The following is a 26,552-nucleotide window of genomic DNA, read 5'->3' as shown; positions in this document are numbered from 1 at the left end:
CCCGGTCAGAGCACCTTGCCGGGGTTGAGCAGGCCGGCCGGGTCCAGCGCCGCCTTGATGGCCTGGTGCACGCGTACGCCGACCGGGCCGATCTCCCGCGCCAACCAGTCCCGCTTGAGCAGCCCCACCCCGTGCTCGCCGGTGCAGGTGCCGCCCAGTTCCAGGCCGAGACGCATGATCTCGTCGAACGCCCGCCGGCCCCGCTGCACGCTGGCCGGGTCGGCCCGGTCGACGACGATGTTCGGGTGCATGTTGCCGTCCCCGGCGTGGCCCACCACGCCGATCGGCACGTCGCAGTCCGCCGCGATCCGGGCCACCCCGTCCAGCAGCGCGGCGAGCGCGCCCCGCGGCACCGCCACGTCGTCGATCACCAGGCCGCCGCTGCCGTCCGGGTGGGTGTCGGCGGCGAACTTCTCCATCGCCGGATGGGCGAGCCGGCGTGCCTGCAACAACGCCGCCGCCTCCACCGCGTCGGTGGCCGCGTAGACCTCCTCGGCGCCCGCCGACTCGCACACCTCGGCCAGGGCGGCCAGGTCGTCGCCGGCCCGGCTGCCGGTGTCGGCGGCGGCCAGCAACAGGGCCTGTGCGTCGGTCCGCAGCCCCATCGGCTGGTACGCCTCGATCGCCCGCAGGTGGGTCTGGTCCAGCAGTTCCAGCAGGCTGGGCGTGAGGCCCCGCGCGGCGATCTGGGCCACCGCCGCGCCGGCCGCCGCAGTGGAGCCGAAGACCGCCACCAGGGTCAGCGAGTCGGCCGGGGCGGGCCGCAGCGCCACCGTCACCTCGGTGATCACGCCGAGGGTGCCCTCCGAGCCGACGAACAGTCGCGTCAGGTCGTAACCGGCCACCCCCTTGGCCGTCCGCCGCCCGGTGCGCAGCACCTCGCCGGAGGCGAGCACCACCTCCAGGCCGAGCACGTACTCGGTGGTCACGCCGTACTTCACGCAGCACATTCCGCCGGCGTTGGTGGCCACGTTGCCGCCGATCGTGGACGACTCCCAGGAGCCGGGGTCCGGCGGGTACCAGAGGCCCTGCCTGGCGACCGCCGCGGCGAGCGCGGCGTTGACCACGCCGGGCTGGACCACCGCGATCCGGCTCACCGGGTCGATCTCCCGGATCTCGTCCATCGCGACGGTGCTGACCACCACCGCGCCGTCCACCGCGTTCGCCGCGCCGGCCAGCCCGGTCCGCGCGCCCTGCGGCACCAGCGGTACGCCGTGCCGCGCCGCCGCCCGCACCACCGCCACCACCTCTTCCGTGGTGCGCGGGCGGGTCACCACGAGGGGCACGCCGGCGGCGCAGAGGTCGGCCTCGTCGCGCTGGTGCACGCGCAGCAGGTCCGGGTCGGTGAGCACGGCGTTCTCGCCCAGGGCGGCGCGCAGGTCGTCGAGGAGTCCGGTGGGGGCCATGCCGCCGAGGCTAGGTCGCCGACCACCGATCATCAACGCGGGCTAACTTGGGCACCATGCTCTACCTGGACCGGCCGGCCTGGCCGTGGCGCGGTCGACTCTGGTCGCACCTGATCAGCGACGTCTCCTACGCCGAGTTGCACGCCTTCGCCGAGGCGCTGGGCGCACCCCGGCGCGGCTTCGACCGGGACCACTACGACATCCCGGCCGACCGGTTCGCGGCGGCGGTGTGGCTCGGAGCCCGGGTGGTGCCGAGCCGGGAACTGGTCCGGTTGCTCCGGGACGCCGGACTGCGTCGACCGAAGCACCTGGTCAACCCGGGATCGTCGGCGGCCCGGTGAGTGCGGCCAGCTCACGGCGCAGGTTGTCCCGGGCCGGCTGCTCCCACCGGTCGGCCAGCGGCGGCAGCCGGAACAGCGCGGGCAACGCCAGCAGGCCGGTGAGCACGGCGGCCCGTCCGGTCCGGAAGGCCGGCTCGGGCACGTGTGCGTACTCCCGCCTGATGGCCGCCGCGTAGCGGTCGTAGGCGGCCGGCGGCCCGGCCAGCACGGCGAGGTCCGCGTCGCAGAGCAGGGCGCCGTCGGCGTCACCGGGCGCCACCGCGTGCCCGGCGGTGAGCAGGACGAGCCGGCGTACCTCGGCCACCGCGGTCGCCGGCACCCCGAGCCCGGTGAGCAGGCGTCCGGCCAGCGCGGCGCTGTCCCGTTCGTTGGTGTCGCCCGGGGCGCGGGGGTCGTAGATCGCGTCGTGGCACCAGGCGGCCAACCGGACCAGGTCCGGCCGGTCGGCCAGTGCGGCATGCCGGTCCACCACATCGAGGACGACGCTCAGGTGCGCCACCGTGTGGTATTGCCGGTGCGGCTCCCGCCACCGGGCGAGCAGTTCCTCCCCGGCCCGGGTGCAGCGCTCGTCGGGTTTCGCTCCGGCACCGCGGGCCGCTGCCCGCCACCGGTCCAGCAGATCGGCCACCGCCCGAGTCTGCCGCATGGTGGGCGCCACGCGGGCGGGAGGATTCAGCGCGCCCGCCACGGGTAGTCGCGCCCATGGCGGTGGCCCGGGACAGAAGACCTCCGGTGGTGCGTCGTGCCCCGTTGCGCGAAGGTTTGGTGGACGTCGACGGGGCGCGCATCGCGGAGGCCACCGAGCAGCTGCGGCACCGTGGCCGTGCCACCCTGCACGACCGGCTGCACCGGGTACGGATGGCGGGTGGGCTGGCAGTCCAGGCCGGGTTGGCGGCCGGGCTGGCGTACCTCATCTCGCACAAGGTGCTGGGCAACCCGCAGCCGGTCTTCGCGCCGATCTCCGCGGTGGGCACGTTGGCCGCGTCGGTCGGGCAGCGGTTCCGCCGCACCATGGAGCTGATCATCGGCGTGGGCGTCGGGGTGGCCGTCGGCGACTTCCTGATCTACCTGCTCGGCACCGGCGCGTGGCAGCTCGGGCTGGTGGTCACGGTGGCGATCCTGCTCACCATCTTCGCCGGGGCAAGCGTCGCCATCGTCATCCAGGCGGCGGCCACGGCGGTGCTGATCGTGACGTTGAGCCCGTCCACCCAGAATCTGGAGATCCCCCGCTTCGTCGACGCCTTCCTCGGTGGTGGCGTCGCCTTGCTGGTGACGGCGGTGCTGTTGCCACTGAATCCGCTCCGGGTGATCAACCGGGCCGCCCGACCGGCGCTGGATCTGCTCGCCGCCCAGCTCGACGCCACCGCCGACGGGCTGCGCGGCCGGGACCGGGCCGCCATCCAACGGGCGCTGGAACGGTTGCGCAACAACAAGGACGAGCTGGCCACCCTGGCCGAGGCGATCGAGGGCGCAAAGGAGACGGCCACCCTGTCGCCGGCCCGCTGGCACCGCCGCGGCGAGCTGATCCACTACGCGGAGGCGGCCGACCCGATCGACCGCGCGATGCGCAACAGCGGCACGCTGATCCGCCGGTCCGTCACCCTGATCGAGGACGACGAGCCGGTACCGGACACGATGCCGGACTCGATAGGTCACCTCGCCGAGTCGGTCCGCCTGCTCAAGCACGAGTTCGCGGCCGGCGAGGAGCCGCAGAAGGCGCGGGAGCGGTCACTGCGGGCCGTCAGTGAGGCCGGCCGGGCGTACGGGGCCGGGGTCGGCTTCTCCGGGAGTGTGGTGATCGCCCAGATCCGGACCACGGCGAGTGACCTGCTGGTGGCCTCAGGCGTCGAGCAGGAGGAGGCGAACCGGTGGATCCGGACGTCCTTCGGGGAGCAGGAGCGGCCGGTCGGCGAACCGGCCGAGCCGGGCGAGGCGCCGAAGCCACCCACCGCCCCGCCCGTCGGCTGAGCGCGGACGGCCGACATGGCCGCCAGCTCAGCTCAGCCCAGCTCGGCGAGCGCGGCGAGCAGCCTGTCGACCTGGGCGGCGGTGCTGCCCAGACCGATGCTGGCGCGCAACGCGGTCGGCGGAAGATCACGCCGGCCGGTACGCCCGGCCGCCTCAGCGAGGAGCCGCCGGGCCAGCGGGTGGGCGCAGAACAGCCCGTCCCGTACGCCGATCCGGTGCTCCGTGGCCAGCCGGGCGGCCACCGCGGCGGAGTCCCAGCCGGCCACCACGAACGAGACGATGCCGACCCGGGGCGCGGCCGGGCCGAAGGTGCGCAGCTCCACCACGTGCGGCAGGGCGGCGAGGCCGGCGCGCAGCCGGGCCAGCAACGCCTGCTCGCGGGCGGCCAGCGCGACCCGGTCGGCGTCGGCCAGCGCCGCGCACACCGCCGCCAGCGCCACCGCGCCCAGCAGGTTCGGGGTGCCGCCCTCGTGTCGAGCCGGGCCGCTCGCCCAGGTCACGTCGTGGGTGGCCGGCCCGACGTGGCTGGTGGCGCCGCCACCGGCCAGGTACGGCGTGGCGGCGTCCAGCCAGTCCGCGCGGCCGATGAGCACACCCGCGCCGAACGGGGCGTACAGCTTGTGGCCGGAGACGGCCAGGTAGTCCACGTCGAGCGTGCGCATGTCGACGGGCGCGTGCGGGGCGAGTTGCGCGGCGTCGAGGGCGATCCGCGCGCCGTGCCGGTGGGCCACCCGGGCCAGCTCGGCGACCGGCCACAGCTCGCCTGTCACGTTGCTGGCCCCGGTCACCGCGACGAGCACCGGCAGCGCGGGGTTGCTGTCGCGGCGCAGCTCGGTGAGGGCGGCGGCGAGAGCGCGTACCGCCCCGGCGGGGTCGGCGGGCACCGGCAGGCGCACCGAGCCGCGTGGCCAGGGCAGCAGGTTGGCGTGGTGCTCGCCCGCGAAGGTGACGACTGCCGTGCCGGCGGGCAGTGACCGGGCCAGCAGGTTGAGGGCGTCGGTGGTGTTCCGCGTGAAGATCACGTGATCGTCGGCGCGGGCGCCGAAGAAGTCGCCGACCGTCTGCCGGGCCCGCTCGTAGGCCAGCGTGCAGCGCCGCGACAGCGCTCCCGCGCCACGGTGCACGCTCGCGTACCAGGGGAGCAGTTCGGTCACCGCGTCGGCCGCGGCCCGCGCGCACGGCGCGGTGGCCGCGTAGTCGAGGTTGATCTCTCCGGGTACGCCGAGCACGTCGAGCGCCCCCGACGGTGCGGGCGCGACGGTGGGCAGGGCGGGCAGCGAGGGTACGAGGGTGACGGACACGCCGGAACCTCCGGGGTCAGGGACCCCGGGTGTGGTGTCGGGACGGGGTCCGCGCTTGCCCAGCACGCCTATCGGGCTGGGCCCGGTCATCACCCGGGGCACCCCACCGCGAACTCGACGAGGGTTGCCGGCCAGCAAGCCGGGGCTGAACGCTGGCACTCGTGACCTGCTCGCAGCATAGCGGCTGTGGATGCGACCGGACCAGCCGGCGGGGGATGGCTACGCTGACCGCATGGCCGACACCCCGCCCGGTGCACCCCTGCCGTCGTCGTCGCCCGCGCCCGCCGATCCGGCTGTCGTCGCGGCGCCCCGGATGCCGCCGCGCCGACCGAACTGGCTGCGGTTCCTGGTGCTGGCCGGGGTGGTGCTGTTCATCGCCGCGTGCGCGGTCTTCATGGTCTTCAAGCTCGGCGAGTCGCTCGGCGTGCAGGCCCTGCTGGTCGGGGTGGGCGCCGCGATCCTGCCGGTGCCGGTGCTGATCGCCTGCTTCCTGTGGCTCGACCGCTACGAGCCGGAACCGCTGAAGTACCTGATCTTCTGCTTCGCCTGGGGCGCGTTCGTCGCCACCGCCGCCTCCCTCAACGTGAACGAGTTCGCCGCCGGGCGGTTCGCCGACTGGGGGCTGCCGTCCGCGCTCACCGGGGTGCTGGTGGCGCCGTTCATCGAGGAGCTGACCAAGGCCCTCGGGCCGATCCTGCTGCTGGTGTTCAGGCGTCGGGAGTGGTCCGGGATCACCGACGGTCTGGTCTACTGCGGGCTCTCCGCGGTCGGCTTCGCCATGGTGGAGAACATCCTCTACCTGGGCGGGTACGGCTACGCGGCAGGCGCCGACAGGTACGGCCCGGCGACCGGCGCCCAGCAGGTGATCGCCATCTTCATCGTGCGGATCCTCCTGTTCGGGTTCGCCCATCCGCTCTTCACCTCGATGACAGGCGTGGGGCTCGGTGTCGCCTCACGTTCTGCCGACCGGCGGGTCCGCGTGCTCGCCCCCATCGCCGGCCTGCTGTTGGCGATGATGCTGCACGGCACGTGGAACCTGCTGCCGACGCTGACCCAGGCCACCGGCGAAGCGGTGATCATGCTGTACGGCTTCCTGGGCCTGATGGTGCCCGTGTTCTTCGGCACGGTCGGGCTGGCGCTGTGGCTGCGCGCCTGGGAGGGGCGGCTCACCGAGCGGACCCTGCCCGACTACGTGCGTGCCGGCTGGCTGAGCCCGCCCGAGGTGGCCGCGCTGAGCAGCCTCGGTCGCCGGCACGCGGCCCGCAGCTGGGCACGCCGGGTCGCCGGCGACGCAGGAGTACGGGCGATGCGCGGATATCAGCTCGCCGCGACGCGGCTGGCCCTGCTGCGCGACGGGACGCTGCGTGGTCTGGACCGTCAGCCGGCCGACCGGGAGCGGGCCGTCGCCGAGGAACGGCAACTGCTGGAGGCGATCACCGCGCACCGGTCGTTCTTCGTGGGTCGTGACCCGCAGGCGCCGGTCGGCGTCTGGGACGGCAGTCAGTACCACCTGCGCTTCCCGGACGGTACGTCTCGGCCGGTGGCCGCGCCCGACGAGCCGGTGGTGCCGATTCCTGTGGTGCTGGGCCCGCCTCCGCCTCCAGTGGGCTACGCGCCGCCCGGCTGGCCCGGCCTGCGCCCCGCGGCGCCCTGGCCGCCCGGTCACTCCTGACGGCGGTCGGCGGTGCTCAGGTCATCAGGGTGGTGAGAAAGTCGCCGAGGCCCTGGAACATCGCCATCAGCGCCGCTCCGATCGCCTTGAACATCTGCGCGGCGCCGTCCGGCCGGAATGCCACGAAGTAGATCAGGAACGCGACGCTTCCCCAGGTGAGCAGCTTCTTCACGAATACCGGCATCGTCCCTCCCCAGGGCCACGGTCGCCGGCTGGCTTCCCGCGCCACGGGCTGGCAAACGGCGCGATGGCGCCCGCCGGGTGTGTCAGAGCCGGGGAGGTGCGTCAGAGATAGAGGCCTGTGGAGTCGTTGTCGACCCGTTCGGCGGCCACGGCGTGCACGTCGCGCTCCCGCAGCAGCACGTACCCGCGGCCGTGCAGCTCGACCTCGGAACGGTCGTCCGGGTCGAAGAGCACCCGGTCGCCGGAGACGATGGCCCGGACGTTCGGCCCCACGCCGACGGCGGTGGCCCACGCGAGGCGCTTGCCGACCTGGGCCGTCGCCGGGATGACGATGCCCGCGGTGGAGCGGCGCTCGCCCTCGCTGCCGTCCATCCGTACCAGCACGCGGTCGTGCAGCAGGCGGATCGGCAGGCCGGAGTCGAAATCCTGGTCGGCGGTCACGGGGCAGACGCTACCGTGTCGCCGGCGACCGTCCGCCGGTGGTTACGCCCGGGGTGGTCTGGGCATTGTGTGGCGGAACTGCCCTACGGTGTCGGGAACGGACGTATGCTGTCCGACCTGTCGCCGTGGGCCGACGACTCTTCTGCCAGGAGGTGCGCTTGAGCCGCTTCGAGCGGGTACGCGGGCGGCTGCGCCGCGCCTACCGGTCAGGACAGGAGTCGGTTCACGCCGCCGAGGAGACGCCGAGCGACGTGCCGGAGCCGCCGGGCCTGGCCTCGCCCGCCGTTCCGGGGCCGAGCGCCCCGCCGAGCGCCACTGTCGTCGGTGCCGAACCTCAGGCGGACCTGCACACCTCGACATCCAGCCGGGACGACGCGGACGTGCCGCACGGGCTGCGGATCGCCGCCGCGTGGTGCTGGCGGCTGATCGTGATCGGCGTGGTGGCCTGGGCGCTGCTCCGGATCGTCGGCACGATCAGTATCGTGATCATCCCGCTGGCCATCGCGCTGCTGCTCTCGGCGCTGCTCGCGCCGGCGGTGGGCTGGCTGCTGCGGGCCCGACTGCCCCGGTCGCTGGCGACGGCCGTGGTGCTGGTCGGCGGCCTGGTGAGCGTCATCGGCACGCTGACCCTCGTCGTCAACGAGTTCATCCAGGGCGTGCCGGAGCTGAGCGAGAAGTCGTCGCAGGGTGTCCGGCAGATCCAGGACTGGCTCAAGACCGGCCCGCTGCACCTCTCCGACACCCAGCTCGACCGCTACATCGACGAGGCTCAGGCCTGGATCAACGACAACACCTCGCGGTTCACCAGCGGCGCGCTGAGCACAGCCGCGACGCTGGCGGAGGTGCTGACCGGCACTCTCCTGGTGCTCTTCGCGACGTTCTTCTTCCTGCGTGACGGTGCCCGGATCTGGCGCTTCCTGGTCCGGCTGCTGCCGGTGGCCGCCCGGTGGAAGGTCGACGACGCCGGCCGTGCCTCCTGGCACACGCTGGGCGCCTACGTCCGGGCGACGGTGCTTGTCGCCTTCATCGACGCGGTAGGCATCGGCATCGCCCTGGTCGTCTTCAAGATCCCGTTCGCGTTCCCGCTGGCCGCGCTCGTGTTCCTCGGCGCGTTCATCCCGATCGTCGGCGCGGCGCTCTCCGGCGGCGTGGCGGTGCTGGTGGCGCTCGTCGACAGCGGCCCGGTCACCGCGTTGATCATCCTGGGCGCGGTGATCGTCGTGCAGCAGGTCGAGGGGCACATCCTCCAGCCCCTCATCATGGGCCGGGCGGTGGCCATCCACCCGCTCGGGGTGATCATCGGGATCGCGGCCGGTGTGGTGCTCGCGGGCATCACCGGCGCGCTGGTCTCGGTGCCGCTGATCGCGGTGTTGAACACCGCCGTACGCCGACTGGCCGCCCGTGCGGTCCCGGACACTCCGCCCGACGCCGTGGTCGTCGCCTCGCAGGCCCCTTGACCGCCACCGCGCCGCACTTGATCGCGCACGATCCTGGAAATAGTGGCCTCCCCCGACGGGGAGGCCACTATTTCCGTGTTGTTGCGCGATCTTGGCGCGGCGGCGCGACCCCCCGGGGGTCAGGAGCCGGCGAGGCGCTGCAGGGCGCCCCGGGCGACCTCGGGGCGTGTCGTGTACCAGAAAGGCGGCAGCGAGCGGCGCAGGAACGGCCCGTAGCCGCGGGCCGTCTCCAGCCGTGAGTCGAGCACCGCGACGACCCCCTTGTCGCCGGTGGCCCGGATCAGCCGCCCCACGCCCTGCGCCAGCCGGACCGCCGCGATCGGCACGCTGACCGCGGCGAAACCCGAGCCGCCGCCCGCGTCCACGGCCGCGGCGCGCGCCGCCGCGAGGGGTTCGTCCGGCCGGGGAAAGGGCAGCCGATCGATGACCACGAGCTGACAGGCGTCGCCCGGCACGTCCACCCCCTGCCAGAGCGACATCACCCCGAACAGGCAGCTCGACCGCTCCTCGCGAAAACGGCGGACCAGCAGCGGCAGTGCCTCCTCGCCCTGGAGCAACACCGGCAGGTCGGTCCGCGCGCGCAGCAGCTCCGCCGCCTGCGTCGCGGCCCGCCGGGAGGAGAAGAGCCCCAGAGTACGACCACCGAGCGCCTCGACGAGCCCGAGCAGCTCCTCCCCGGCGGCGTCGGGCAGCCCGGAGACGCTGGGCCGGGGCAGGTGCGCGGCGACGTACAGGATGCCCTGCCGGGCGTAGTCGAACGGGGAGCCCACGTCCAGCGAGCGCCAGCCCGGGCCCTCGGTCGCCGGCACGACGGACCCCGGGTTGGTGTCGCCGGCGAGCCGGCGGCCGGGCGCCTCGGCGGCCGGGCGGCCCGGGGCGGTGCGGGCGGCCTGCGCGGCGGCGGCCGGGGACGGCGGCGCGGGCGGCGGCGCGTCCAGGCCGAGGGCGCGGGCCACCGTGTCGAACCGGCCGCCGAGCGCCAGGGTGGCCGAGGTGGCGACCACTGTGCGTTCGTCGTACAGGTGGGTGGCGAGGGTGCCGGCCACCGACAGGGGCGCGACCACGAGGGCCCGCCGGCTGCCGCTGTCGTTCTTCTCCACCCAGGCCACGTCGTGGTCGGCCTCTTCGAGGAGCCGCTGGGCGGTCGTGGAGAGGTCGTCCAGCGCGGCCTTGGCCTGCTGCTTGCGGACCGGGTCGGGATCGTCGGACTTGACCTCGCCGATCGCGTCCAAAGCGGTGCGGGTCGCCGCGTCGAGCAGCGTGCACGCCTCTCGCAGCGGCGACGGCAGGCCGGCGGTGAGTCGACCGGCCGGGGCCTCGGCCAGCCCGACGGCGAGGGCGTCACCGGCGGCGGTGAGCGCGTCGGCGGTCTCCGGCCGCAGCAGCGTACGGGCCCGCCGGGTGGTCCGGTCGATCAGCTCCGGCACCAGCTCGGCCTGGGCGGCCGAGGAGACCCGGTCGGCCAGTTCGTGCGCCTCGTCGACGATGAGCAGCTTGTGCGGCGGGACGATGTGCCTGTCGGCCAGCATGTCGACCGCCAGGAGGCTGTGGTTGGTCACCACGATGTCGGCCTCGCGGGCGCGGGCCCGGGACGCCTCGGCGAAGCACTCCGCGCCGAACGGGCAGCGGGCCGCGCCGACGCACTCCCGCGACGGCATGGAGACCAGCCGCCAGGCCTGGTCGTCGACGCCCGGGTCCAGTTCGTCGCGGTCGCCGGTGTCGGTCTTCTCGGCCCAGTCGCGCAGCCGCTCGACCTGCTTGCCCAGCCGGCCCGCCTCGCCGAGCCACTTCGTCCCGCCGCCGGGGCGGGCGGCCGGGGTGTCGAAGAGGGTGTCCTCCGGCTCGTCAGCTGTGGAGTTGTCCAGCCGGGCCAGGCAGAGATAGTGGTGCCGGCCCTTCAGCACCGCGAACGTGGGCCGGCGGCCGAGCAGCGGCTCGACGGCGTCGGCCAGCCGGGGCAGGTCGTGGTCGACGAGCTGGGACTGCAACGCCAGCGTGGCCGTGGAGACGACCACCGGGCCGTCCACGGTCAGGGCCGGCGCGAGGTACGCCAGTGACTTGCCGGTGCCGGTGCCCGCCTGCACGAGCAGGTGCTCGCCGCTTGTCACGCACTCCTCAATGGCTGTCGTCATCTGCTGCTGGCCGGGCCGCGCCGTGCCGCCGGGGACCGCGCCGACCGCCGCCGCGAGCAGGTCCGTGCCGCTGGGCCGGGCACCCCGCCGCCGGCTTCCACCACGGGCCGACGGGGTGGCGGAACCGGTGGCGGTGCGGGGCGGAGTCACCGTGCGACGGTACCCGCCGCCGCCGACAGCGACCGCGCCCATCCGCCCGCGTGGCGCGGACCACCCATCGACCCCGCTGGTCCACCCCGTCCGGTTACGGCTGTGCTACGACGCGTGGGCAGTATCGGTTAGGGTGCGAATCATGCCGAGCGACGTGGTCCGAGTGATCTACCGCAAGTACGACGGCAGCGCGCACCGTGACTACCCGGCCCGTCGCCTCGCGGAGGACGACCTCGGCGTCTGGCTCGGCGTCCCGTTCGGCACCGAGTCGGTCTACCACGGCCGACCGTCGGTGGAGAAGATCCCCTTTGTCCTTCTGGTGCCGCACCACGCCTGGTGGACGGGGATGTTCAACCCGCCGCCGCGCACCAGCGAGGTCTACTGCGACATCGCCACCCCGGCCCGTTGGGAGTCCGACGACACCGTCCACCTGATCGACCTCGACCTGGACGTGGTCCGGCGACGGGCGACCGGTCTCGTGGAGCTGCTCGACGAGGACGAGTTCGCCGAGCACCGGGCCCGTTTCGGCTACCCGGAGGACGTGGTGGTCGAGGCCGAGGCGGCGGCCCGGTGGCTGTACGGCGCGCTCGGCGACGGCACCGAGCCGTTCGCCACGTCGTACCGCAAGTTGTTGGCCCTGGTGGTCTGAGCCGGCGCGGGCTCACCAGCGCGGCGGCCACCAGTCGTCGTCGCCCAGCGGCGGCAGGTCGGCCAGCTTCTCCGGGTTGAGCTGGTTGAAGATGCCGGTGATCAGGCCGCCGTCGACCGCGAAGGCGGTGACCAGCCGGATCGGCCGGCCGTCGCTGTGTGTCATCTCCAGGTGCAGGCCGAGGGCGCCGTCGACAAGCACCGGACGGGCCCGCATCCGTTGCGCGTACCGCCCGGTCCGGCCGAAGAGGCCGAGCGTGAAGCGACCCACCGTGTCCGCGCCGACGACCGGCCGGCGTGCCGTCGGGAAGTGCCCGCCCGAGTCGCCGACGAGGACCACGTCCGGGGCGAGCACCCGCAGCAGCGGATCCAGCTCGCCGGACTCGGTGGCGGCCACGAACGCCGCGAGGACGCGCCGCTGCTCGGCCGGGTCGGCGGTGTGCCGGGGCGCGTCCGGTGCGGTGACGGCCCGCCGGGCCCGGGAGGCGAGCTGCCGGGCGGCCACCTCGCTGGTGCCCAGGACGTCCGCCACCCGGGCGAACGGCACCGCGAAGACGTCGTGCAGCACGAGCGCGAGCCGCTGCTCGGGCGCGAGCCGTTCCAGCAGCACCCGCAGCGCCGTGCCGACCTGGTCGGTGCGGACCGCGCGTTCGGCCGGGTCGGGAGCGTACCCGCCGCTGGGCGGCCCGCCGTCCAGCGGGCCCACGACCGGCTCCGGGAGCCACTGCCCGGGGTACGCCTCGCGGCGGACCCGCGCCGAGCGCAGGACGTCCAGGCAGATCCGGGCGCAGGTGGTGGTCAACCACGCGGAGAGATCGCGGATCTCAGCGCGGGCGTCCGGGTCGGTGAGCGCCCCGGCGTAGCGCAGCCAGGTCTCCTGCACCGCGTCCTCGGCCTCGCTGCGGCTGCCCAGCATCCGGTGGGCCACCGCGAGCAGCCGGCCCCGCTCGGCCTCGAACTCCGTCACCAGGTCCTGCACGACCTCACCACCCTCCCCCGTGCTGCCACCGCGCCCTGGCGTACATCCTCCAACCAACCGGACGCGCCGGCGGCCCCGGACGTGACGGCGGAGTGGGCGGGCTCGCCGGGCTGGGCGGGCTCGGCGGTTTCGGCGGGCTCAGCGCCCTGGACGGGCCTCGGCGGGCTGGGCGGGCCTTGGGGGCCTCGGCGGGCGGATGGCCGACGGGTGGGCGATGATCCGAGGATGAGCGAAACCCGGCAGGGGCAGAGCGAGCGGGTCGTGGCGCCGGAGGGCGGGTCCGTGCGGGACCTGTTGCGGGTCGCCGCGCCGGTGGATCTCGCCGCGATCGATCCCCGGTCCACGCCCGGCCTGCCCGCGAAGGAGATGGGCGGGGAGCGCCGCAAGGCCTGGGCCCGTGCGCAGGTGGAGCTGGTCGGGGAGGAGCTGGGCCGGCAGCAGGAGATGCTCTTCGCGATGGCCAAGGCCGGCTCGGCGCGGCCGCCGCACCGGGTGCTGCTGGTGCTCCAGGCGATGGACTGCGGCGGCAAGGACGGCACGATCAAGCGGGTGGCCGGCGCGATGAACCCGCTGGGTCTGCACATCCGCTCGTTCGGTCCGCCGACCCCGCAGGAGCTGCGGCACGACTTCCTGTGGCGGATCCGCCGGGCGCTGCCGCCGCCCGGGTACGTGGGGATGTTCAACCGCTCGCACTACGAGGACGTGTTGATCGCCCGGGTCGGGTCGTTGGTGCCGAAGGCGACCTGGCGGGCCCGCTACGACCAGATCAACTCCTTCGAGCGGGAGCTGGTCGACGACGGCGTGACAGTGGTGAAGGTGATGCTGCACATCTCCTACGCCGAGCAGGGCGAGCGGCTGCTGGACCGGCTCACCGATCCGCGGAAGCACTGGAAGTACAACCCGTCGGACATCGACTCCCGCTCGCACTGGGACGACTACCAGGCCGCGTACGCCGAGGCGCTGAGCCGATGCACGACGGACGCCGCGCCGTGGTTCGTGGTGCCGGCGGACCGCAAATGGTATCGGGACTGGGCGGTGTCCCACCTGCTGCGAGAGACGTTCGACACGCTCGATCTGGGGTATCCGCCTGCCGATTTCGACGTGGCGCGCGAGCGCGAGCGGTTGGCCGCTGGGGGAGCGGGGACGGTTGGGACGCCCGAGATGAACAGCAGGTGAACGAGCGGTGAATGTCGCCTGGCCAGGGGTGGGCCGGCGAATTCACGGTTCTGGCGTTTCCTAGCATTCACCGAGCGGACGCCCACGGACGCCGCCACCCTTCCACCGACGCGACGAGGTCTGTGCTGTGAAGTTTTCCTTCCGCCCCACCGAGGGCGCCTTCTACGAGCTCTTCACCAGGGCCGCGCAGAACCTGGTCCGGGGCACCGCGCTGTTGAACGAGCTGGCCCTGCCCGGTGTCGACGTGCAGTCGGTAAGTGAGCGGCTGACCGAGGTCGAGCACGACAGCGACCAGATCACGCATGATCTCTACAAGAAGATCAACTCGACCTTCATCACGCCGTTCGACCGGGAGGACATCTACCGGCTCGGCTCGCTGCTCGACGACGTGATGGACCACCTGGAGGCGGTCGGTGACCTGCTCTACCTGTACGGGCTGACCGAGCTGCCGGCGCTGCCCCGGGAGCTGCACGAGATGGTCAACGTGCTGGACCAGCAGGCCAAGCTGACGGCCGAGGCGATGCCCCGGCTGCAGTCGATGAAGGACCTCGAGGACTACTGGATCGAGTGCAACCGGCTGGAGAACGAGGGCGACCGGATCAACCGGCAGCTGCTCGTCCGCCTCTTCTCGGGTGAGTACGACGCGTTGACGGTGCTGAAGATGAAGGAGGTCGCGGACGAGCTGGAAGCCGCCTGCGACGCCTTCGAGCACGTGGCCAACACGGTCGAGACCATCGCGGTCAAGGAGTCCTGAGCCGGTGACACCCGAACTCATCGCCGTGCTGGCGGTGATCGTCGCCGCCATGGCGTTCGACTACACGAACGGCTTCCATGACGCGGCGAACGCGATCGCCACGAGCGTCTCCACCCGGGCGCTGACACCCCGGCTCGCCCTGCTGCTGGCCGCGGTCGGCAACTTCATCGGCGCACACTTCGGCGCCGGGGTGGCCAAGACCGTCGGTGACGGGCTGGTCACGCTCCCGACCGGCGTGAGCAGCCTCGGCGTGGTCTTCGCCGGTGTGCTGGGCGCCATCGCCTGGAACCTGATCACCTGGTACTTCGGCCTGCCGTCGTCCTCCTCGCACGCCCTCTTCGGTGGCCTGGTCGGCGCGACCCTGCTGTCCGCGGGCGGCGTCGTGCAGTGGGCCACCATCGGCGAGAAGGTCATCCTGCCGATGGTGCTCTCCCCGATCGTCGGTCTCACCCTCGGCTACCTGCTGATGCTTGCCATCCTCTGGCTGTTCCGGAAGGGGCAGCCGGGCAAGCTCAACAGGGGTTTCCGCTGGGCGCAGACCGTGTCGGCGGCGGCCATGTCCGTCGGCCACGGCATGCAGGACGCCGCCAAGACCATGGGCATCATCGTGTTGGCGCTCTACACCGGCCACTTCCAGACCGACAAGACGCACATCCCGGGCTGGGTGTTCTGGACCTCGGCGACGATGTTGGCGCTCGGCACCTACTCGGGTGGCTGGCGGATCATCCGTACCCTCGGCCGCAAGATCATCGATCTCGGGCCTCCGGAGGGCTTCGCCGCCGAGACGGTTGCCAGCGCGGTGCTCTACTTCAACGCCCTGGTGCTGAAGGCGCCGATCTCCACGACCCACACGATCACTTCGGCGATCATGGGCGTTGGCGCGACCAAGCGCCTCTCCGCGGTTCGTTGGAACGTCGCCGGCAACATCGTGATCGCCTGGATCATCACCTTCCCTGCGGCCGCGCTTATCGCCTGCGTCGCCTACCTGCTGGTCCGGCCGATCTTCGGCTGACAGGTCCCCGCACGCAGGAAGGCCCCCGGTTCGGGGGCCTTCCTGCGTTCACTCGTACCGCACGCCGATCTGCTCGCGGACCGTGTCCAGCAGGGTCATCACCTCAAGCGTCGTGGTGTGCGGCACCAGCGGGCTCTCGGTCAGCCCGGCGGCCAGGCAGCGCTGCACCTCGATCGCCTCGTACTGGTAGCCGTTACCGGCCTCCTCGGCGGAGATCGTCTCGGGCGCGAACCCGTCCCGGTGCAGGGTCACCGAACCCGGCCGGAAGAACGGCTCCGGCAGGTCGATGCGGCCCGTGCTGCCGGTGATCGAGGCCGACAGCGCGCTCGCCCCGACCATGCCGCAGCTCAGCGTGGCCACCGCCCCGGTGTCGTACCCGAACAGGATGCCTGTGTTCTCGTCGGTCCCCTCCGGGCCCAGGTGCGCCCAGGAACGGACGTGCTGTGGCACGCCCAGCAGCAGGTGGGCCAGGCTGATCGGGTAGATCCCGAGGTCGAGCAGCGCGCCCCCGCCCAGCGCCGGGTTGCGCATCCGGTGCTCCGGCGGGAACGGCCCGGCCACCCCGAAGTCGGCCCGGACGTTGCGGAGCGTGCCGATCGCCCCCTGCTCGACCAGCTCGACCACCCGCCGGATGATCGGGTTCAGTCGCATCCACATGGCCTCCATGAGGAAGACCCCGGCGGCGCGGGCAGTTTCCACCAGTTCGGTGCTGCTGGCCAGGTCGAGGGTGAACGGCTTCTCCAGCAGCACCGCCCGACCGGCGGTCAGGCAGGTCAGCGCCGCCTCGTGGTGCGCGGCGTGCGGCGTCGCCACGTAGATCACGTCGACCTCCGGATCGGCGGCCAGCTCCACCCACGAGCCGTACGCGCGCTTCGCGCCGTACGTCTCGGCGAAGCGCTGCGCGCTGTCGGCGGCGCGGGAGCCGACCGCGACCAGTTCGGCGTCCGGCACCAGCCGGAGGTCTTCGGCGAAACGGCTGGCGATGTGGCCGGTGGCCAGGATGCCCCAACGAGTCATGCTCGGCACGCTAGCCGAGCCGGGTGAACCAACGGCCCGCCGACCCTTGCTTGACCAGCACGAGGTCGGCGATGTCGCGGTATCTCCCCGCGTCGGGTGCCCCCACCTCGCCGATCTTGAGTCGATCAAGCCACGAAGAAGAGCGCCACCGTCGGGAACTAGGCTCGCGGCATGACGATCGACAGTGACGGCTTCGCCGCCCCGGCCGCCCTGGTCGAGCACGCCCGCCGCTTCCGTGCCGAGGGCGGCACCCCGGCCACACCGCGGGTCGCCGCCACCGTGCTGCTGCTGCGTCCGACCGACACCGACTTCGAGGTGTACGTCATCCGCCGCGTCGCCGCGATGACCTTCGGCGGGATGTACGCCTTCCCCGGCGGTGGGGTGGACCGCTCCGACTCGGCGGCGCACCTCGACTGGGCCGGTCCCACGCCGACCGAGTGGGCGGGCCGGCTCGGGGTTGCCCCGGACGCCGCCCAGGCGGTGGTCTGCGCCGCCGCCCGGGAGGTCTTCGAGGAGGCCGGTGTCCTGCTCGCCGGGCCGGACCGGGCGACAGTGGTGGGTGACGTCAGCGGCGACGACTGGGAGGCCGCCCGGCAGGACCTGGAGGGACGCCGGCTGGGCTTCGCGGCGCTGCTCGCCGACCGGCGCCTCACGCTGCGATCGGACCTGCTGCTGCCGTGGAGCCGGTGGGTCACCCCGGAGTTCGAGCCGCGCCGCTTCGACACGTACTTCTTCGTGGCCCTGCTGCCGGCGGGGCAGCGGACCCGGGACGTCTCCGGGGAGGCCGACCACACCATGTGGATCCGCCCGGCGGACGCGCTGGCCCGCGCCGAGGCGGGCGAGCTGACCATGCTGCCGCCGACCCTTGTCACGTTGGCCCAGGTGGCGGCTGCCGGGGACCTGGCCGGCGTGGCCCGCGCGGCGGCCGAGCGGGATGCCGCCACCCCGATCACCCCGCGCCTGGACCTCCCGGCCGACGGCGAGCCCCGCTTCGTGCTCGGCTGACCGGCGGTCCGCCGTATCCCGTGGGTACGGCGGACCGGCGGTCCGTCCGTCAGTAGTGGCCGACGTACCGGTAGTTGGCGTTGAGGCTGCCCGGTGCGGCGTGCGCCGGCGCCAGCGCGTCGAACGGCGACACCGTGAGGAAGCGGACGAACTGCTGGTCCGGCTCCTCGTTGGGCGCGTAGGTGAGGACGTCGATGTCGCCCGGAGCCACGTCGCGTTCGACCCAGTCCATCAGCGGCTGGAGGAACTCCGGGATGCCGATCTCCGACGGGTGCTCGGTCGGCTCCGGCCCGAACAGGCAGTGGTAGCCGGCCGGCACCATGTACAGCCGCGTGAACGCCTCGCTGCCGCCGCGACGCTGCACGGCCGCGTAGTAGTCGACAGTCGAGAACGGGGGGACGGACGGGTCCGCCCAGCCGTGGTAGAGGATCAGCTTGCCGCCCCGTGCGCGGAACTCGGACAGGTCCGCGTCGGTGGCGTTGTAGATGGCGTCACCCAGCACGTTGAGCCTGTCGAACGTGGCCCGGGTGAACCGCACGTCGGTCAGTTGGAAGTCGGCGGGCGGGTTCTGCGGGTACGCGAGGTACCGCAGGTAGTTGAGCGCGATCCTCCCGGTGTTGCCGTCCGCCGGGGAGCCGGAGCGCACCACGAACTCGTCGATCCAGCCCAGCTCCGACCCGTACGGCATGCCTCCGGGGTAGAGGCCGTTCGGGCCCCGGTAGAACGCCACCACGGCCGCCACCTGGGCCGGCGTGAGGCAGTCCGGCCGGTCCGCGCCCCGCGGGCAGCGCAGCGACGACGGCTGGAACCCGCACCGCCGTGGATCGTCGATGACCTCACCGCACTTCTCGACGACAGCCTCGTGCAGCGCGGGAATCTTCTCCGGGCCGAGGATCTGCCGGCCCGACGCGTCGGTGTTGCGGAGCACCACCCAGGCGTTGAGCAGCGCCAGCGGCGCCAGGTTGTGCACCGGCGCGCCGGCCAGGATGCCGTCGAAGTCGGCCGGGAAGCGCTGCGCCAGCATCAACCCCTGCCGGCCGCCGGTCGAGCAGCCGTCGAAGTACCGGTACGTCGGGCCGTGCCCGTAGTACGCGACCATCACCGCGTCGGCCACCCGCCGCAGCCGGTGCTCGGACAGCAGCCCGAACTCCAGTCGGGCCCGTGGGTCGGCACCCCAGGTCGCCGGCTCGCTTGTCATCGGGTCGCCGGTGTGGCCGGTGTCGTCGGCGGCCAACACCAGTTTGCCGTCCCGGGCGACCGCGCACTGGAACCCGAAGAGCGGCAGGGTCAGGTCGGGCACCTCGCCACACAGCCCGCCGCAGCCCTGCTGTACGTACTGCCCCGTCCATCCGGAGACGGGCAGCTTGACGGTGAACCGTGTCTGCGGCCGGATCACCCCCTGCACCACGCAGAACTCCTGGCCCTCGTCGTTCGTTTCGCGCTCCGCCGAGGCCACCGACACCTGCGGGATGCGCGCCCCGGCCAACCCCGCGCACCGGTCGGCGGGCGGGTCGGTGGCGGCTCCGGGCGTGACGATCAGGGGTACGGCGGTCAGCAGTGCCAGCAATGAACGGATCATGCTTCCCTCCTCTTTGGAGGGAGGTTAGGCGGGCCGGCGGGTCTGCCGGATCGGTCCCGGGACGGGAATGCCGGTCATCCCCGAGGCGGAGCGGTGCCCGGCCGGACCAGGCCGCACTCGTAGGCGAGCACGGCCGCCTGCACCCGGTCGCGCAGGCCGAGCTTGAGCAGGATCGCCGACAGGTGGGTCTTCACGGTGGCCCTGCTGAGGACCAGGCGCTCCGCGATCTCGTCGTTGGAGAGCGCCCGGGCGACGAGCGTGAGCACCTCGATCTCCCGGGCGCTGAGCGCGTCGAGCGCCGGCGGGGACGTGCCGCCGGGCAGTTCGCTGGCGAACCGGTCGAGCAGCCGCCGGGTGACAGTCGGCGCGAGCAGTGCCTCACCGCGCGCCACCACCCGTACCGCCTCGGCCAGTTCGTCGGGGCGGATGTCCTTGAGCAGGAAGCCGCTGGCGCCGGCCCGCAGCGCCGCGAACACCGGTTCGTCCAGGTCGAACGTGGTCAGCATGATGATCCGCGCCGGCTGGCCGGAGGCGACCAGCCGACGGGTCGCCTCGATGCCGTCCAGCCGGGGCATCCGCACGTCCATCAGGATCACGTCCGGTCGCAGGTGCTCCGCGAGCGCGACGGCCTCCAGACCGTCGCCCGCCTCGCCGATTACCTCGAGGTCCTCGCGGCTCCCGATGATCATCGTGAACCCGGCTCGGACGAGGGCCTGGTCGTCGGCGATCAACACCCGGATGGCAGCCGTCGTCATGCCGAGGTGAGCGGCAGGTCCGCTCGCACCCGAAAGCCCCCGCCCGGCGCCGGCCCGGCGTCCAGCGTCCCGCCCAGTAACCGGGCCCGTTCCCGCATCCCCACGATCCCCCGGTGGGAGGAACGGTCGACCCGGCCGCTCGGACGGGCCGGCCCGTCGTCGCGGATCTCCAGCCGCACCGACCGCGGCGAGCACCGCACCGTCACCCGGGCCAGGGTGGCCTGACTGTGCCGCAGCGTGTTGGTGAGCGACTCCTGCACGATCCGGTACGACGACAGGTCGACCGCCGCCGGCAACGGCGACACGGCCGGTTCCCGATCCAGCTCGACGATCAGCCCGGTGGCCCGCAGCGACGCCGCGAGGGTGTCCAGTTGTGCCAGACCGGGCTGCGGGGTTGCCGGGTCGGGCCCGGCGTCGGCGCTCATCGTCTGCAGCAGCACCCGCAGTTCGGACAGGGTGGACCGGGCGGCCAGATCGATCGAGGTGAGCGCCGCCCGGGCCAGGTCGGGCCGGCGGTCGAAAACGTCCTGCGCCGCCCCGGCCTGCACGATGATCACCGACACCGTGTGGGCCAGCACGTCGTGCAGCTCGCGGGCGATCCGTTCGCGTTCCTGGGTGACGATGCGGCGCTCGGAGTCCTGCCGCCGCAGCGCGCGGGTCCGGCCCAGCTCACCGAGGGTCCAGCCGAGCGCCGGGCCGGCGATCGCGAGCAGCACGTTGCGCCAGTCGCCGTGCGCCAGCTTCCATGGCGTACCGGCCAGCAGCAGGGCGAGCACCCACAGTGACCGCGACGGCGACCGCAGCCGCGCGTAGGCGGCCAGCACCGCGGCGACCTGGCCGAGCCAGCCGATGGCCGGGCTGAGGAACTCGATGCCGATCCCGGCGAGGACGGCCGCCGTCATCGCGCCCTCGGGGTGGTGCCGCAGCATCGCGATGGTGCTTGCCTGCACCGCCGCCAGGGCGAGCGCGGCCGCGTACCCGATGGGCTGGTGTGGGCCGTTCGGTGTGACCACGATCAGGGTCGCGAGCACGGCGAACAGGCCGACGGCGACCCGCAGGTCGGGCCGGCATCCGCGCAGGAGTCCGCCGGGCGTACGCACCAGGTGATCGTAGGCAGCGCACGGGGCGACGGTCATCGGCCGCGGGAACGACGAAGCGGTCCGTCCGGAGACGGACCGCCTGTGTCGCGGAGAGCGGAGGAGACCAGCGGGTCAGCCGAAGCGGCCGGTGATGTAGTCCTCGGTCTTCTTCACGCTCGGGTTGCTGAAGATCTTCTGGGTGTTGTCGTACTCGATCAGCCTGCCCGGGTCGCCGGTCTTCTCGATCGAGAAGAAGGCGGTCCGGTCCGACACGCGTGCGGCCTGCTGCATGTTGTGCGTCACGATGATGATCGTGAACTTGTCCTTGAGCTGGAACATCAGGTCCTCGATCGCCAGCGTGGAGATCGGGTCCAGCGCCGAGCACGGCTCGTCCATCAGGACGACCTGCGGCTCGACCGCGATGGTCCGGGCGATGCAGAGCCGCTGCTGCTGACCGCCGGAGAGGCCCGCGCCGGGCTTGCCCAGCCGGTCCTTCACCTCGTCCCACAGGTTCGCCGAGCGCAGAGCCTTCTCGGCCGCCTCGTCGAGGATCGACTTCTTCCGGACGCCGTTGAGCTTCAGCCCGGCCACCACGTTCTCGAAGATGCTCATGGTGGGGAACGGATTCGGCCGCTGGAAGACCATGCCGATGGTGCGCCGGACGGCCGTGACGTCCACGTCCCGGTGGTAGATGTCCTGGTCGTCGATGGTCAGGCTGCCCTCGACCCGGGCACCCGGCAGCACCTCGTGCATCCGGTTGATCGACCGCAGGAAGGTGGACTTGCCGCAGCCGGACGGCCCGATGAGAGCGGTGACAGTCTTCGGCTCGACAGTCAGGTTGATGTTCTCGATCGCCTTGAACCCGCCGTAGTAGGCGGTGACGTTCGAGGCGGAGACGCGCTTGGCCATGGTGGTACCTCCGGGGTTCATCGGCTGAGCCTGTTGCGACGGGCCAGCAACTTCGCCGCGATCGTCAGGATGAGCACGAGGGCGACCAGGGTGAGTGCCGCGGTCCACGCCCGTGCCGGCGAGTACTTCGAGGCCTCGCCGGCCTGCTGGTAGACGTAGAGGGCCAACGACGACTGGTTGTTCTCGAACGGGTTGAAGTTGATCGCGGCGCCACCGCCGGCGACCAGGAGCACCGGGGCCGTCTCGCCTGCCGCGCGGGCGATGGAGAGCATGACGCCGGTGACGATGCCGGGCAGCGCCGTCGGCACCACCACCCGCAAGATGGTCTTCCACTTCGGCACGCCGAGCGCGTACGCCCCCTCGCGTAGCGGCGGCGGAACGAGGCGGAGCATCTCCTCGGTCGATCGGACGATGGTCGGCAGCATGAGCACACTGAGCGCGAGCGCCGCGGCGAAGCCGGAGAAGCTCGGCCGGCCGTCGTTGAACCACGGCGACACGATCAGCACCCAGAACGCCAGCACGAACAGGCCGGTGACGATCGACGGGATGCCTGTCATCACGTCGACGAAGAACCGGATCGCGAAGGCGAACCGGCCCCGGCCGTACTCGACGATGTAGATGGCGCAGAGGATGCCCAGCGGCACGGTGATCAGGGCGGCGATGCCGACCTGCTCCAGCGTGCCGACGATCGCGTGGTACGCGCCGCCGTTCGGGTCGCGGGCGCCGATGTTGTTCATCGAGGTGTTGAAGAAGTTCGCGTCGAGCCGTTCGGTGCCCTTGCTGACAAGCGTCCAGACCACCGAGGCGAGCGGCACCACGGCCAGCACGAACGCGGAGTGGATCAGCGCGCTCCAGGTGCGGTTACGGGCCGACCGCCGGCCCTCGACGGCGTTGGACGCCGCGAAGAGCCCGACCAGGTAGAGCACCGCGCCGAGGACGATGACGAGGACCGGCCCGCCGATGCCCGCGCCGTAGACGATCGCGGCGGCGAGCGCCAGCGCCGCCACGGCGATGACAGGTGCGGCGTACGCGGGCAACCGCCGAGCCCGCAGCGTCTCCGGCTGTGCCGGCGGCCGAGGGCGGTGTGAGGTGACCGTGGCGCTCATGCGGCGGACTCCGTGAACTCCCGGCGGCGGTAGATGATCGCCCGCGCGACGATGTTGACGACGAGGGTGATCGCGAAGAGCACCAGACCGGATGCGATCAGGGCGCCCCGGCCGGTGTCGTTCGCCTCGGCGAAGCGGTTGGCGATGTTGGCGGCGATGGTGTTGCCGCCGCTCTCCAGCACGTTGAACGAGATGGCGTACGTGGATCCGAGGGTCAGCGCGAGCGCGATGGTCTCACCCAGCGCCCGGCCCAGGCCGAGCATCACCGCGGCGATGATGCCGGGGCGGCCGTACGGCAGCACCGCGGTGCGCAGCATCTCCCACCGGGTGGCGCCCAGGGCGATGGCCGCTTCCTCGTTGGCGGTAGGCGTCTGCAGGAACACCTCGCGGGTGAGCGAGGTGACGATCGGCAGCACCATGATCGCCAGGACCAGCGATCCGAGCAGGATGGAATTGCCGTACGGGCCGTCGCCGCCGAAGATCGGGATCCAGCTGAAGTACTTGTTCAGCCAGCCCGAGAGGTCGGTGACCGGGCCGATGAGATAGTCGCGACCCCACAGGCCGAACACCACGCTGGGCACGGCGGCCAGTAGGTCGATCAGGAAGCCGAGGCTGTTGCCGAGCCGCCGGGGAGCGTAGTGGGACAGGTACAGCGCGATGCCCATGGCCACCGGCACGGCCATCAGCAGAGCCAGGGCGGCGCTGAGGACGGTGCCGAAGGCGAGCGCGCCGATGCCGAACGTGGGCGGGTTGTCGTTCGGGAACCAGCCCTCGAAGGTCCAGAAGTTCGCCGTGTTGGCACGTAGGGCCGGGATCGCCTTCGCGATCAGGAAGGCCGCGATGGCCACGATGATGATCAGCACCATCGTGCCGGCTGCCATGGTGAGGCCGTGGAAGGCCCGCTCGGCGCCGAACTTCCGGTTTCTCGGCAGCGCGCCGCCGCCTCCCAGCCCATTGCCATCGGGGGAAGGCGCGCTGACTGGTGCCTCGGCCACACGCGCCGAGGCACCGGCGGGCCACGCGTGACTCTGGGTCACGCGCGTCCCGCCGGTGCCGGCGTCGGCCGAGCGGTGAGGGGTTTCACCCATCTGCTCGCTCGATTCCGTTGCTGAGGTGGTGGGGTCGGATCAGGAGAGGTTCTTGACCGCGGCTTCGACCTTGGTGCGAACCGTCTCCGGCAGCGGGGCGTAGCCCAGGTCGGTCAGCGAGGTCTGGCCCTCGGTGCTGGCGGCGTAGCCCAGGAGGCCCTTGACCAGCTTGAGCTTGTCGGCGGCGAGGCCCTTGCTGCAGACGATCTCGTACGTGGTCAGGACGATCGGGTAGGCCCCGGCCTCCTTGGTGTTGTAGTCGATCGACAGCTTGAGGTCGTCGCCCTGGCCCTCGATCTTCGCTCCGGCGATGGTCTTGCCAGCCGAGTCGGCGGTCAGCTCGGCCCACTCGCCGGCACCGTTCTGCACCTTGGCCTTGTTCAGGCCGGAGTTCTCGGCGTACGACCACTCGACGTAGCTGATCGTGCCGACCGTGCTCTTGACCTTGCTGGCCACGCCGTCGGACTTGGCGGCACCGACGCCACCCGGGGCCTTCCAGGCCTTGGCGTTGCCGAAGGTCCAGTCCGACTCGGCGGTCTTCGACAGGTACTTGGTGAAGTTGTCGGTCGTGCCCGACTCGTCCGAGCGGTGCACGGCCTGGATCGGGGCCGACGGGAGCTTGGCGTCCGGGTTGTCCGCCTTGATCGCCGCGTCGTCCCACTTGGTGACCTTGCCGGCGAAGATCTTCGCCAGGGTGGCCGGCTTGAACTGGAGGTTGTCCACGCCGCTGCCGGCGTTGTATACGACCGCGACGGGGCCGATCACCATCGGGAGGTTGAGGGCCTTGCCACCGGCGCACTTGGCGTCGGCCTGCGGCTGCTCCTCCGGCTTGAGCGCGGAGTCGGAACCGGCGAAGTCGGCGGTGCCGGCGATGAACGCCTGGATGCCGGCGCCCGAGCCGGTGCCCTCGTAGTTGATCGTGGTGCCAGCGCACTTCTGCTGGTACGCCTTGATCCATTCGGCCATGGCGTTCTTCTGGGCCGAGGAGCCCTGGGCGTTGACCGTGCCGGTACCGCAGTCGACCGCGGCGGCGGAGCCCGAGGCGCTGGCGCCGGAAGTGGGCTCGTTGTTGTCCGAGCCGCATGCACTGAGGCCGAGCGTCGCGGCAAGAGCGAGGCAGGCAATAGTGCCGTACCGCTGGAGCTTCACCTGAGGGGTTTCCCTTCGCGTCTGACTTGGTGCCCCGATACCGGGGCCCGAGGACCGGCACTGACCGGCTGACACGAAAGTTAGGAGGGCCAGGTAGCCGGTTCGCCGGTCGCAAGTGAACGCAAGGTGAACACGTACGGCCCCCTGGATGACCGCTTGCTGAGGGTGAGTTGTCCGTTAAGTGAACCGGGGTACACCTGTCGGAAGTATGGGTATATTTCCGGTTCGCCGTTATGCCGCCGAGGCTCGGCCGTTACCCGCCGGTGACCCGGCCGTCGCGTGCCCGCGCGTCAGCCCAGGTGGTAGTTGATGTGTGCGGACCAGCGGGCGAAGCCCAACCGCTCGTAGAGCGCGACCGCCCCGCTGTTCGAGTCGTCCACGTAGAGCATCACCCGGTCGAGACCGCGCTTGTCCCGCAGGTACGCGAGCCCCGCGGTGGTCAGCGCCCGACCGAGCCCACCACCGTGCGCGGTCGGCTCCACGCCGAGCACGTACACCTCGCCGATGCGGGCCGACCCGGGCTGCTCGTGCACCTTCGTCCAGTGGAAGCCGAGCAGCCGGCCGGTCGAGGTCTCCTCGGCGAGCAGGAAACCGGCCGGGTCGAACCACGGCTCGGCGAGGCGGACCCGCAGGTCGTCCGACGTCCACCGCCCCTGCTCGGGATGCTCGGCGAAGGCCCGCGCGTTCAGGGTCAGCCAGGCCGCGTCGTCGGCACCGGGCCGGAACGCGCGCAGCGCCACACCGTCGGGCAGGCGTGGCTCGCCCAGCGGGGCCGCCAACGGGCGGCGGAGCTGCCAGAGCACGCGTGCCCGGGTGAACCCGAGATCCACGGCGAGCGCTGCCGCCGACGGGTGGTCGCCGTGCGCCCACGCCCGCAGCGGCCCGGTGGCCGAGGCGAGCACGCCCCGGGCCAGCGCCCGACCGGTGCCCCTCCGCCGGTACGCGGGGTGCACCACCAACTCCACCCCGATGCCGTCCACCGGGTCGCTGGTGTCCAGGTGGGCGTACCCGGTGAGGGTGTCGTCGTCGGCGCGGGCCAGCAGGTGCACGGCGGGCGCCTCCGGATCGCGCAGGCGGAGCAGGACGTGCTCGTCGAGCGGGTCCGCGCCGTCGGTGTCGCCCGCCGTGCGGGCCAGGGCCAGCACACCGGCGATCTCCGCCGGGGCCAGTCGGTCGGTCCGGGTCACCTGGTCGCTGGTCGGCTCCGCGCTGCTCATTCCGTCACCGTAGCGGCTGCGCCTCGTA

Annotated in this window: 25 protein-coding genes and 1 riboswitch; of the genes, 9 read left to right on the top strand and 16 right to left on the bottom strand. The window is 72.5% G+C overall.

Annotation, left to right across the window (positions count from 1 at the left end):
* Positions 1-5: 5 nt before the first annotated feature.
* Positions 6-1,406 (bottom strand): FAD-linked oxidase C-terminal domain-containing protein, encoded by a 1,401-nt coding sequence (locus AB0K10_RS17760; RefSeq protein WP_363684631.1) that lies wholly within the window; start codon positions 1,404-1,406, stop codon positions 6-8.
* A gap of 56 nt (positions 1,407-1,462) precedes the next feature.
* On the opposite strand from AB0K10_RS17760, the gene AB0K10_RS17755 reads away from it, so the two are divergent.
* The gene (locus tag AB0K10_RS17755; protein WP_363684629.1) at positions 1,463-1,747 is read left to right on the top strand and encodes a DUF4031 domain-containing protein; all 285 of its coding nucleotides are present in this window, start codon (positions 1,463-1,465) and stop codon (positions 1,745-1,747) included.
* Here the strand turns inward: AB0K10_RS17755 and AB0K10_RS17750 are convergent.
* Positions 1,719-2,375, bottom strand: coding sequence for a metal-dependent phosphohydrolase (locus tag AB0K10_RS17750; RefSeq protein WP_363684627.1), 657 nt, complete (start codon positions 2,373-2,375; stop codon positions 1,719-1,721). The genes AB0K10_RS17755 and AB0K10_RS17750 overlap by 29 nt on opposite strands.
* 137 nt (positions 2,376-2,512) lie before the next feature.
* Between AB0K10_RS17750 and AB0K10_RS17745 the strand changes: the two genes are divergently transcribed.
* The gene (locus AB0K10_RS17745) at positions 2,513-3,715 is read left to right on the top strand and encodes an FUSC family protein (RefSeq protein ID WP_363684625.1); all 1,203 of its coding nucleotides are present in this window, start codon (positions 2,513-2,515) and stop codon (positions 3,713-3,715) included.
* 32 nt (positions 3,716-3,747) lie between these two features.
* Here the strand turns inward: AB0K10_RS17745 and AB0K10_RS17740 are convergent, their stop codons facing one another.
* On the bottom strand, positions 3,748-5,016 hold the full coding sequence (locus AB0K10_RS17740) for an aminotransferase class V-fold PLP-dependent enzyme (protein WP_363684623.1): 1,269 nt from the start codon (positions 5,014-5,016) through the stop codon (positions 3,748-3,750).
* A 46-nt stretch (positions 5,017-5,062) separates the two neighbouring features.
* Positions 5,063-5,183: riboswitch (SAM riboswitch) on the bottom strand.
* Between the two features lie 23 nt (positions 5,184-5,206).
* Between AB0K10_RS17740 and AB0K10_RS17735 the strand changes: the two genes are divergently transcribed.
* Positions 5,207-6,688 (top strand): PrsW family intramembrane metalloprotease, encoded by a 1,482-nt coding sequence (locus AB0K10_RS17735; protein ID WP_363684621.1) that lies wholly within the window; start codon positions 5,207-5,209, stop codon positions 6,686-6,688.
* Positions 6,689-6,704: 16 nt separating this feature from the next.
* On the opposite strand, the gene AB0K10_RS17730 is transcribed toward AB0K10_RS17735, so the two are convergent.
* Together AB0K10_RS17730 and AB0K10_RS17725 are read right to left on the bottom strand one after the other, a co-directional pair.
* Positions 6,705-6,872, bottom strand: a complete 168-nt coding sequence (locus AB0K10_RS17730) for a hypothetical protein (RefSeq protein ID WP_007465801.1) — start codon at positions 6,870-6,872, stop codon at positions 6,705-6,707.
* Between the two features lie 101 nt (positions 6,873-6,973).
* On the bottom strand, positions 6,974-7,312 hold the full coding sequence (locus AB0K10_RS17725; RefSeq protein WP_363684619.1) for a co-chaperone GroES: 339 nt from the start codon (positions 7,310-7,312) through the stop codon (positions 6,974-6,976).
* Between the two features lie 158 nt (positions 7,313-7,470).
* On the opposite strand from AB0K10_RS17725, the gene AB0K10_RS17720 reads away from it, so the two are divergent.
* Positions 7,471-8,769: an AI-2E family transporter gene (locus tag AB0K10_RS17720; protein WP_363684617.1), complete on the top strand. Its 1,299-nt coding sequence runs from the start codon at positions 7,471-7,473 to the stop codon at positions 8,767-8,769.
* 119 nt (positions 8,770-8,888) lie between these two features.
* Here the strand turns inward: AB0K10_RS17720 and AB0K10_RS17715 are convergent, their stop codons facing one another.
* A complete protein-coding gene (locus AB0K10_RS17715; protein ID WP_363684615.1) occupies positions 8,889-11,093 on the bottom strand; it encodes an ATP-dependent DNA helicase in 2,205 nt (734 codons plus the stop codon).
* A gap of 100 nt (positions 11,094-11,193) precedes the next feature.
* Here AB0K10_RS17715 and AB0K10_RS17710 point away from each other — a divergent pair, with 100 nt between their 5' ends.
* Complete coding sequence (locus AB0K10_RS17710; RefSeq protein WP_363684613.1) at positions 11,194-11,700, top strand: DUF402 domain-containing protein; 507 nt, start codon at positions 11,194-11,196, stop codon at positions 11,698-11,700.
* Between the two features lie 12 nt (positions 11,701-11,712).
* Here AB0K10_RS17710 and sigJ read toward each other — a convergent pair whose 3' ends face one another.
* Complete coding sequence (gene sigJ / locus AB0K10_RS17705; RefSeq protein ID WP_363684611.1) at positions 11,713-12,678, bottom strand: RNA polymerase sigma factor SigJ; 966 nt, start codon at positions 12,676-12,678, stop codon at positions 11,713-11,715.
* A gap of 225 nt (positions 12,679-12,903) precedes the next feature.
* Here sigJ and AB0K10_RS17700 point away from each other — a divergent pair, with 225 nt between their 5' ends.
* The 3 genes from AB0K10_RS17700 (at position 12,904) to AB0K10_RS17690 (ending at position 15,620) form a co-directional block, all read left to right on the top strand.
* The gene (locus tag AB0K10_RS17700; RefSeq protein ID WP_363684609.1) at positions 12,904-13,854 is read left to right on the top strand and encodes a PPK2 family polyphosphate kinase; all 951 of its coding nucleotides are present in this window, start codon (positions 12,904-12,906) and stop codon (positions 13,852-13,854) included.
* A 127-nt stretch (positions 13,855-13,981) separates the two neighbouring features.
* The gene (locus tag AB0K10_RS17695) at positions 13,982-14,608 is read left to right on the top strand and encodes a DUF47 family protein (protein WP_007465788.1); all 627 of its coding nucleotides are present in this window, start codon (positions 13,982-13,984) and stop codon (positions 14,606-14,608) included.
* 4 nt (positions 14,609-14,612) lie between these two features.
* Positions 14,613-15,620 carry an inorganic phosphate transporter gene (locus AB0K10_RS17690; RefSeq protein ID WP_363684607.1) on the top strand — a complete coding sequence of 336 codons (1,008 nt, stop codon included), beginning with the start codon at positions 14,613-14,615 and terminating at the stop codon, positions 15,618-15,620.
* A gap of 48 nt (positions 15,621-15,668) precedes the next feature.
* Here AB0K10_RS17690 and AB0K10_RS17685 read toward each other — a convergent pair whose 3' ends face one another.
* The gene (locus tag AB0K10_RS17685) at positions 15,669-16,637 is read right to left on the bottom strand and encodes a Gfo/Idh/MocA family oxidoreductase (protein ID WP_363684605.1); all 969 of its coding nucleotides are present in this window, start codon (positions 16,635-16,637) and stop codon (positions 15,669-15,671) included.
* Between the two features lie 171 nt (positions 16,638-16,808).
* On the opposite strand from AB0K10_RS17685, the gene AB0K10_RS17680 reads away from it, so the two are divergent.
* The gene (locus AB0K10_RS17680) at positions 16,809-17,642 is read left to right on the top strand and encodes an NUDIX hydrolase (protein ID WP_363684603.1); all 834 of its coding nucleotides are present in this window, start codon (positions 16,809-16,811) and stop codon (positions 17,640-17,642) included.
* A 49-nt stretch (positions 17,643-17,691) separates the two neighbouring features.
* On the opposite strand, the gene AB0K10_RS17675 is transcribed toward AB0K10_RS17680, so the two are convergent.
* The 8 genes from AB0K10_RS17675 to mshD all read right to left on the bottom strand — a co-directional run bounded on the left by AB0K10_RS17675 (position 17,692) and on the right by mshD (position 26,524).
* Positions 17,692-19,221, bottom strand: coding sequence for a tannase/feruloyl esterase family alpha/beta hydrolase (locus AB0K10_RS17675; RefSeq protein WP_363684601.1), 1,530 nt, complete (start codon positions 19,219-19,221; stop codon positions 17,692-17,694).
* A 74-nt stretch (positions 19,222-19,295) separates the two neighbouring features.
* On the bottom strand, positions 19,296-19,976 hold the full coding sequence (locus AB0K10_RS17670) for a response regulator transcription factor (RefSeq protein ID WP_363684599.1): 681 nt from the start codon (positions 19,974-19,976) through the stop codon (positions 19,296-19,298).
* The gene (locus AB0K10_RS17665; protein ID WP_363684597.1) at positions 19,973-21,076 is read right to left on the bottom strand and encodes a sensor histidine kinase; all 1,104 of its coding nucleotides are present in this window, start codon (positions 21,074-21,076) and stop codon (positions 19,973-19,975) included. Before AB0K10_RS17665 ends, AB0K10_RS17670 begins: the two co-directional genes overlap by 4 nt.
* Before the next feature lie 111 nt (positions 21,077-21,187).
* A complete protein-coding gene (gene pstB, locus AB0K10_RS17660; RefSeq protein ID WP_088987405.1) occupies positions 21,188-21,964 on the bottom strand; it encodes a phosphate ABC transporter ATP-binding protein PstB in 777 nt (258 codons plus the stop codon).
* A gap of 17 nt (positions 21,965-21,981) precedes the next feature.
* Positions 21,982-23,070: a phosphate ABC transporter permease PstA gene (gene pstA / locus AB0K10_RS17655; RefSeq protein WP_363684595.1), complete on the bottom strand. Its 1,089-nt coding sequence runs from the start codon at positions 23,068-23,070 to the stop codon at positions 21,982-21,984.
* Positions 23,067-24,158 (bottom strand): phosphate ABC transporter permease subunit PstC, encoded by a 1,092-nt coding sequence (gene pstC / locus AB0K10_RS17650; protein WP_363684593.1) that lies wholly within the window; start codon positions 24,156-24,158, stop codon positions 23,067-23,069. Before pstC ends, pstA begins: the two co-directional genes overlap by 4 nt.
* A gap of 39 nt (positions 24,159-24,197) precedes the next feature.
* Positions 24,198-25,307: a phosphate ABC transporter substrate-binding protein PstS gene (gene pstS / locus AB0K10_RS17645; RefSeq protein ID WP_363684591.1), complete on the bottom strand. Its 1,110-nt coding sequence runs from the start codon at positions 25,305-25,307 to the stop codon at positions 24,198-24,200.
* 290 nt (positions 25,308-25,597) lie between these two features.
* Positions 25,598-26,524, bottom strand: a complete 927-nt coding sequence (mshD, locus tag AB0K10_RS17640) for a mycothiol synthase (RefSeq protein ID WP_363684589.1) — start codon at positions 26,522-26,524, stop codon at positions 25,598-25,600.
* Between the last annotated feature and the right edge of the window lie 28 nt (positions 26,525-26,552).

Source organism: Micromonospora sp. NPDC049274 (genome assembly GCF_040678875.1).
GTDB lineage: Bacteria > Actinomycetota > Actinomycetes > Mycobacteriales > Micromonosporaceae > Micromonospora.
This window is presented reverse-complemented; position numbering and strand designations above follow the sequence as displayed.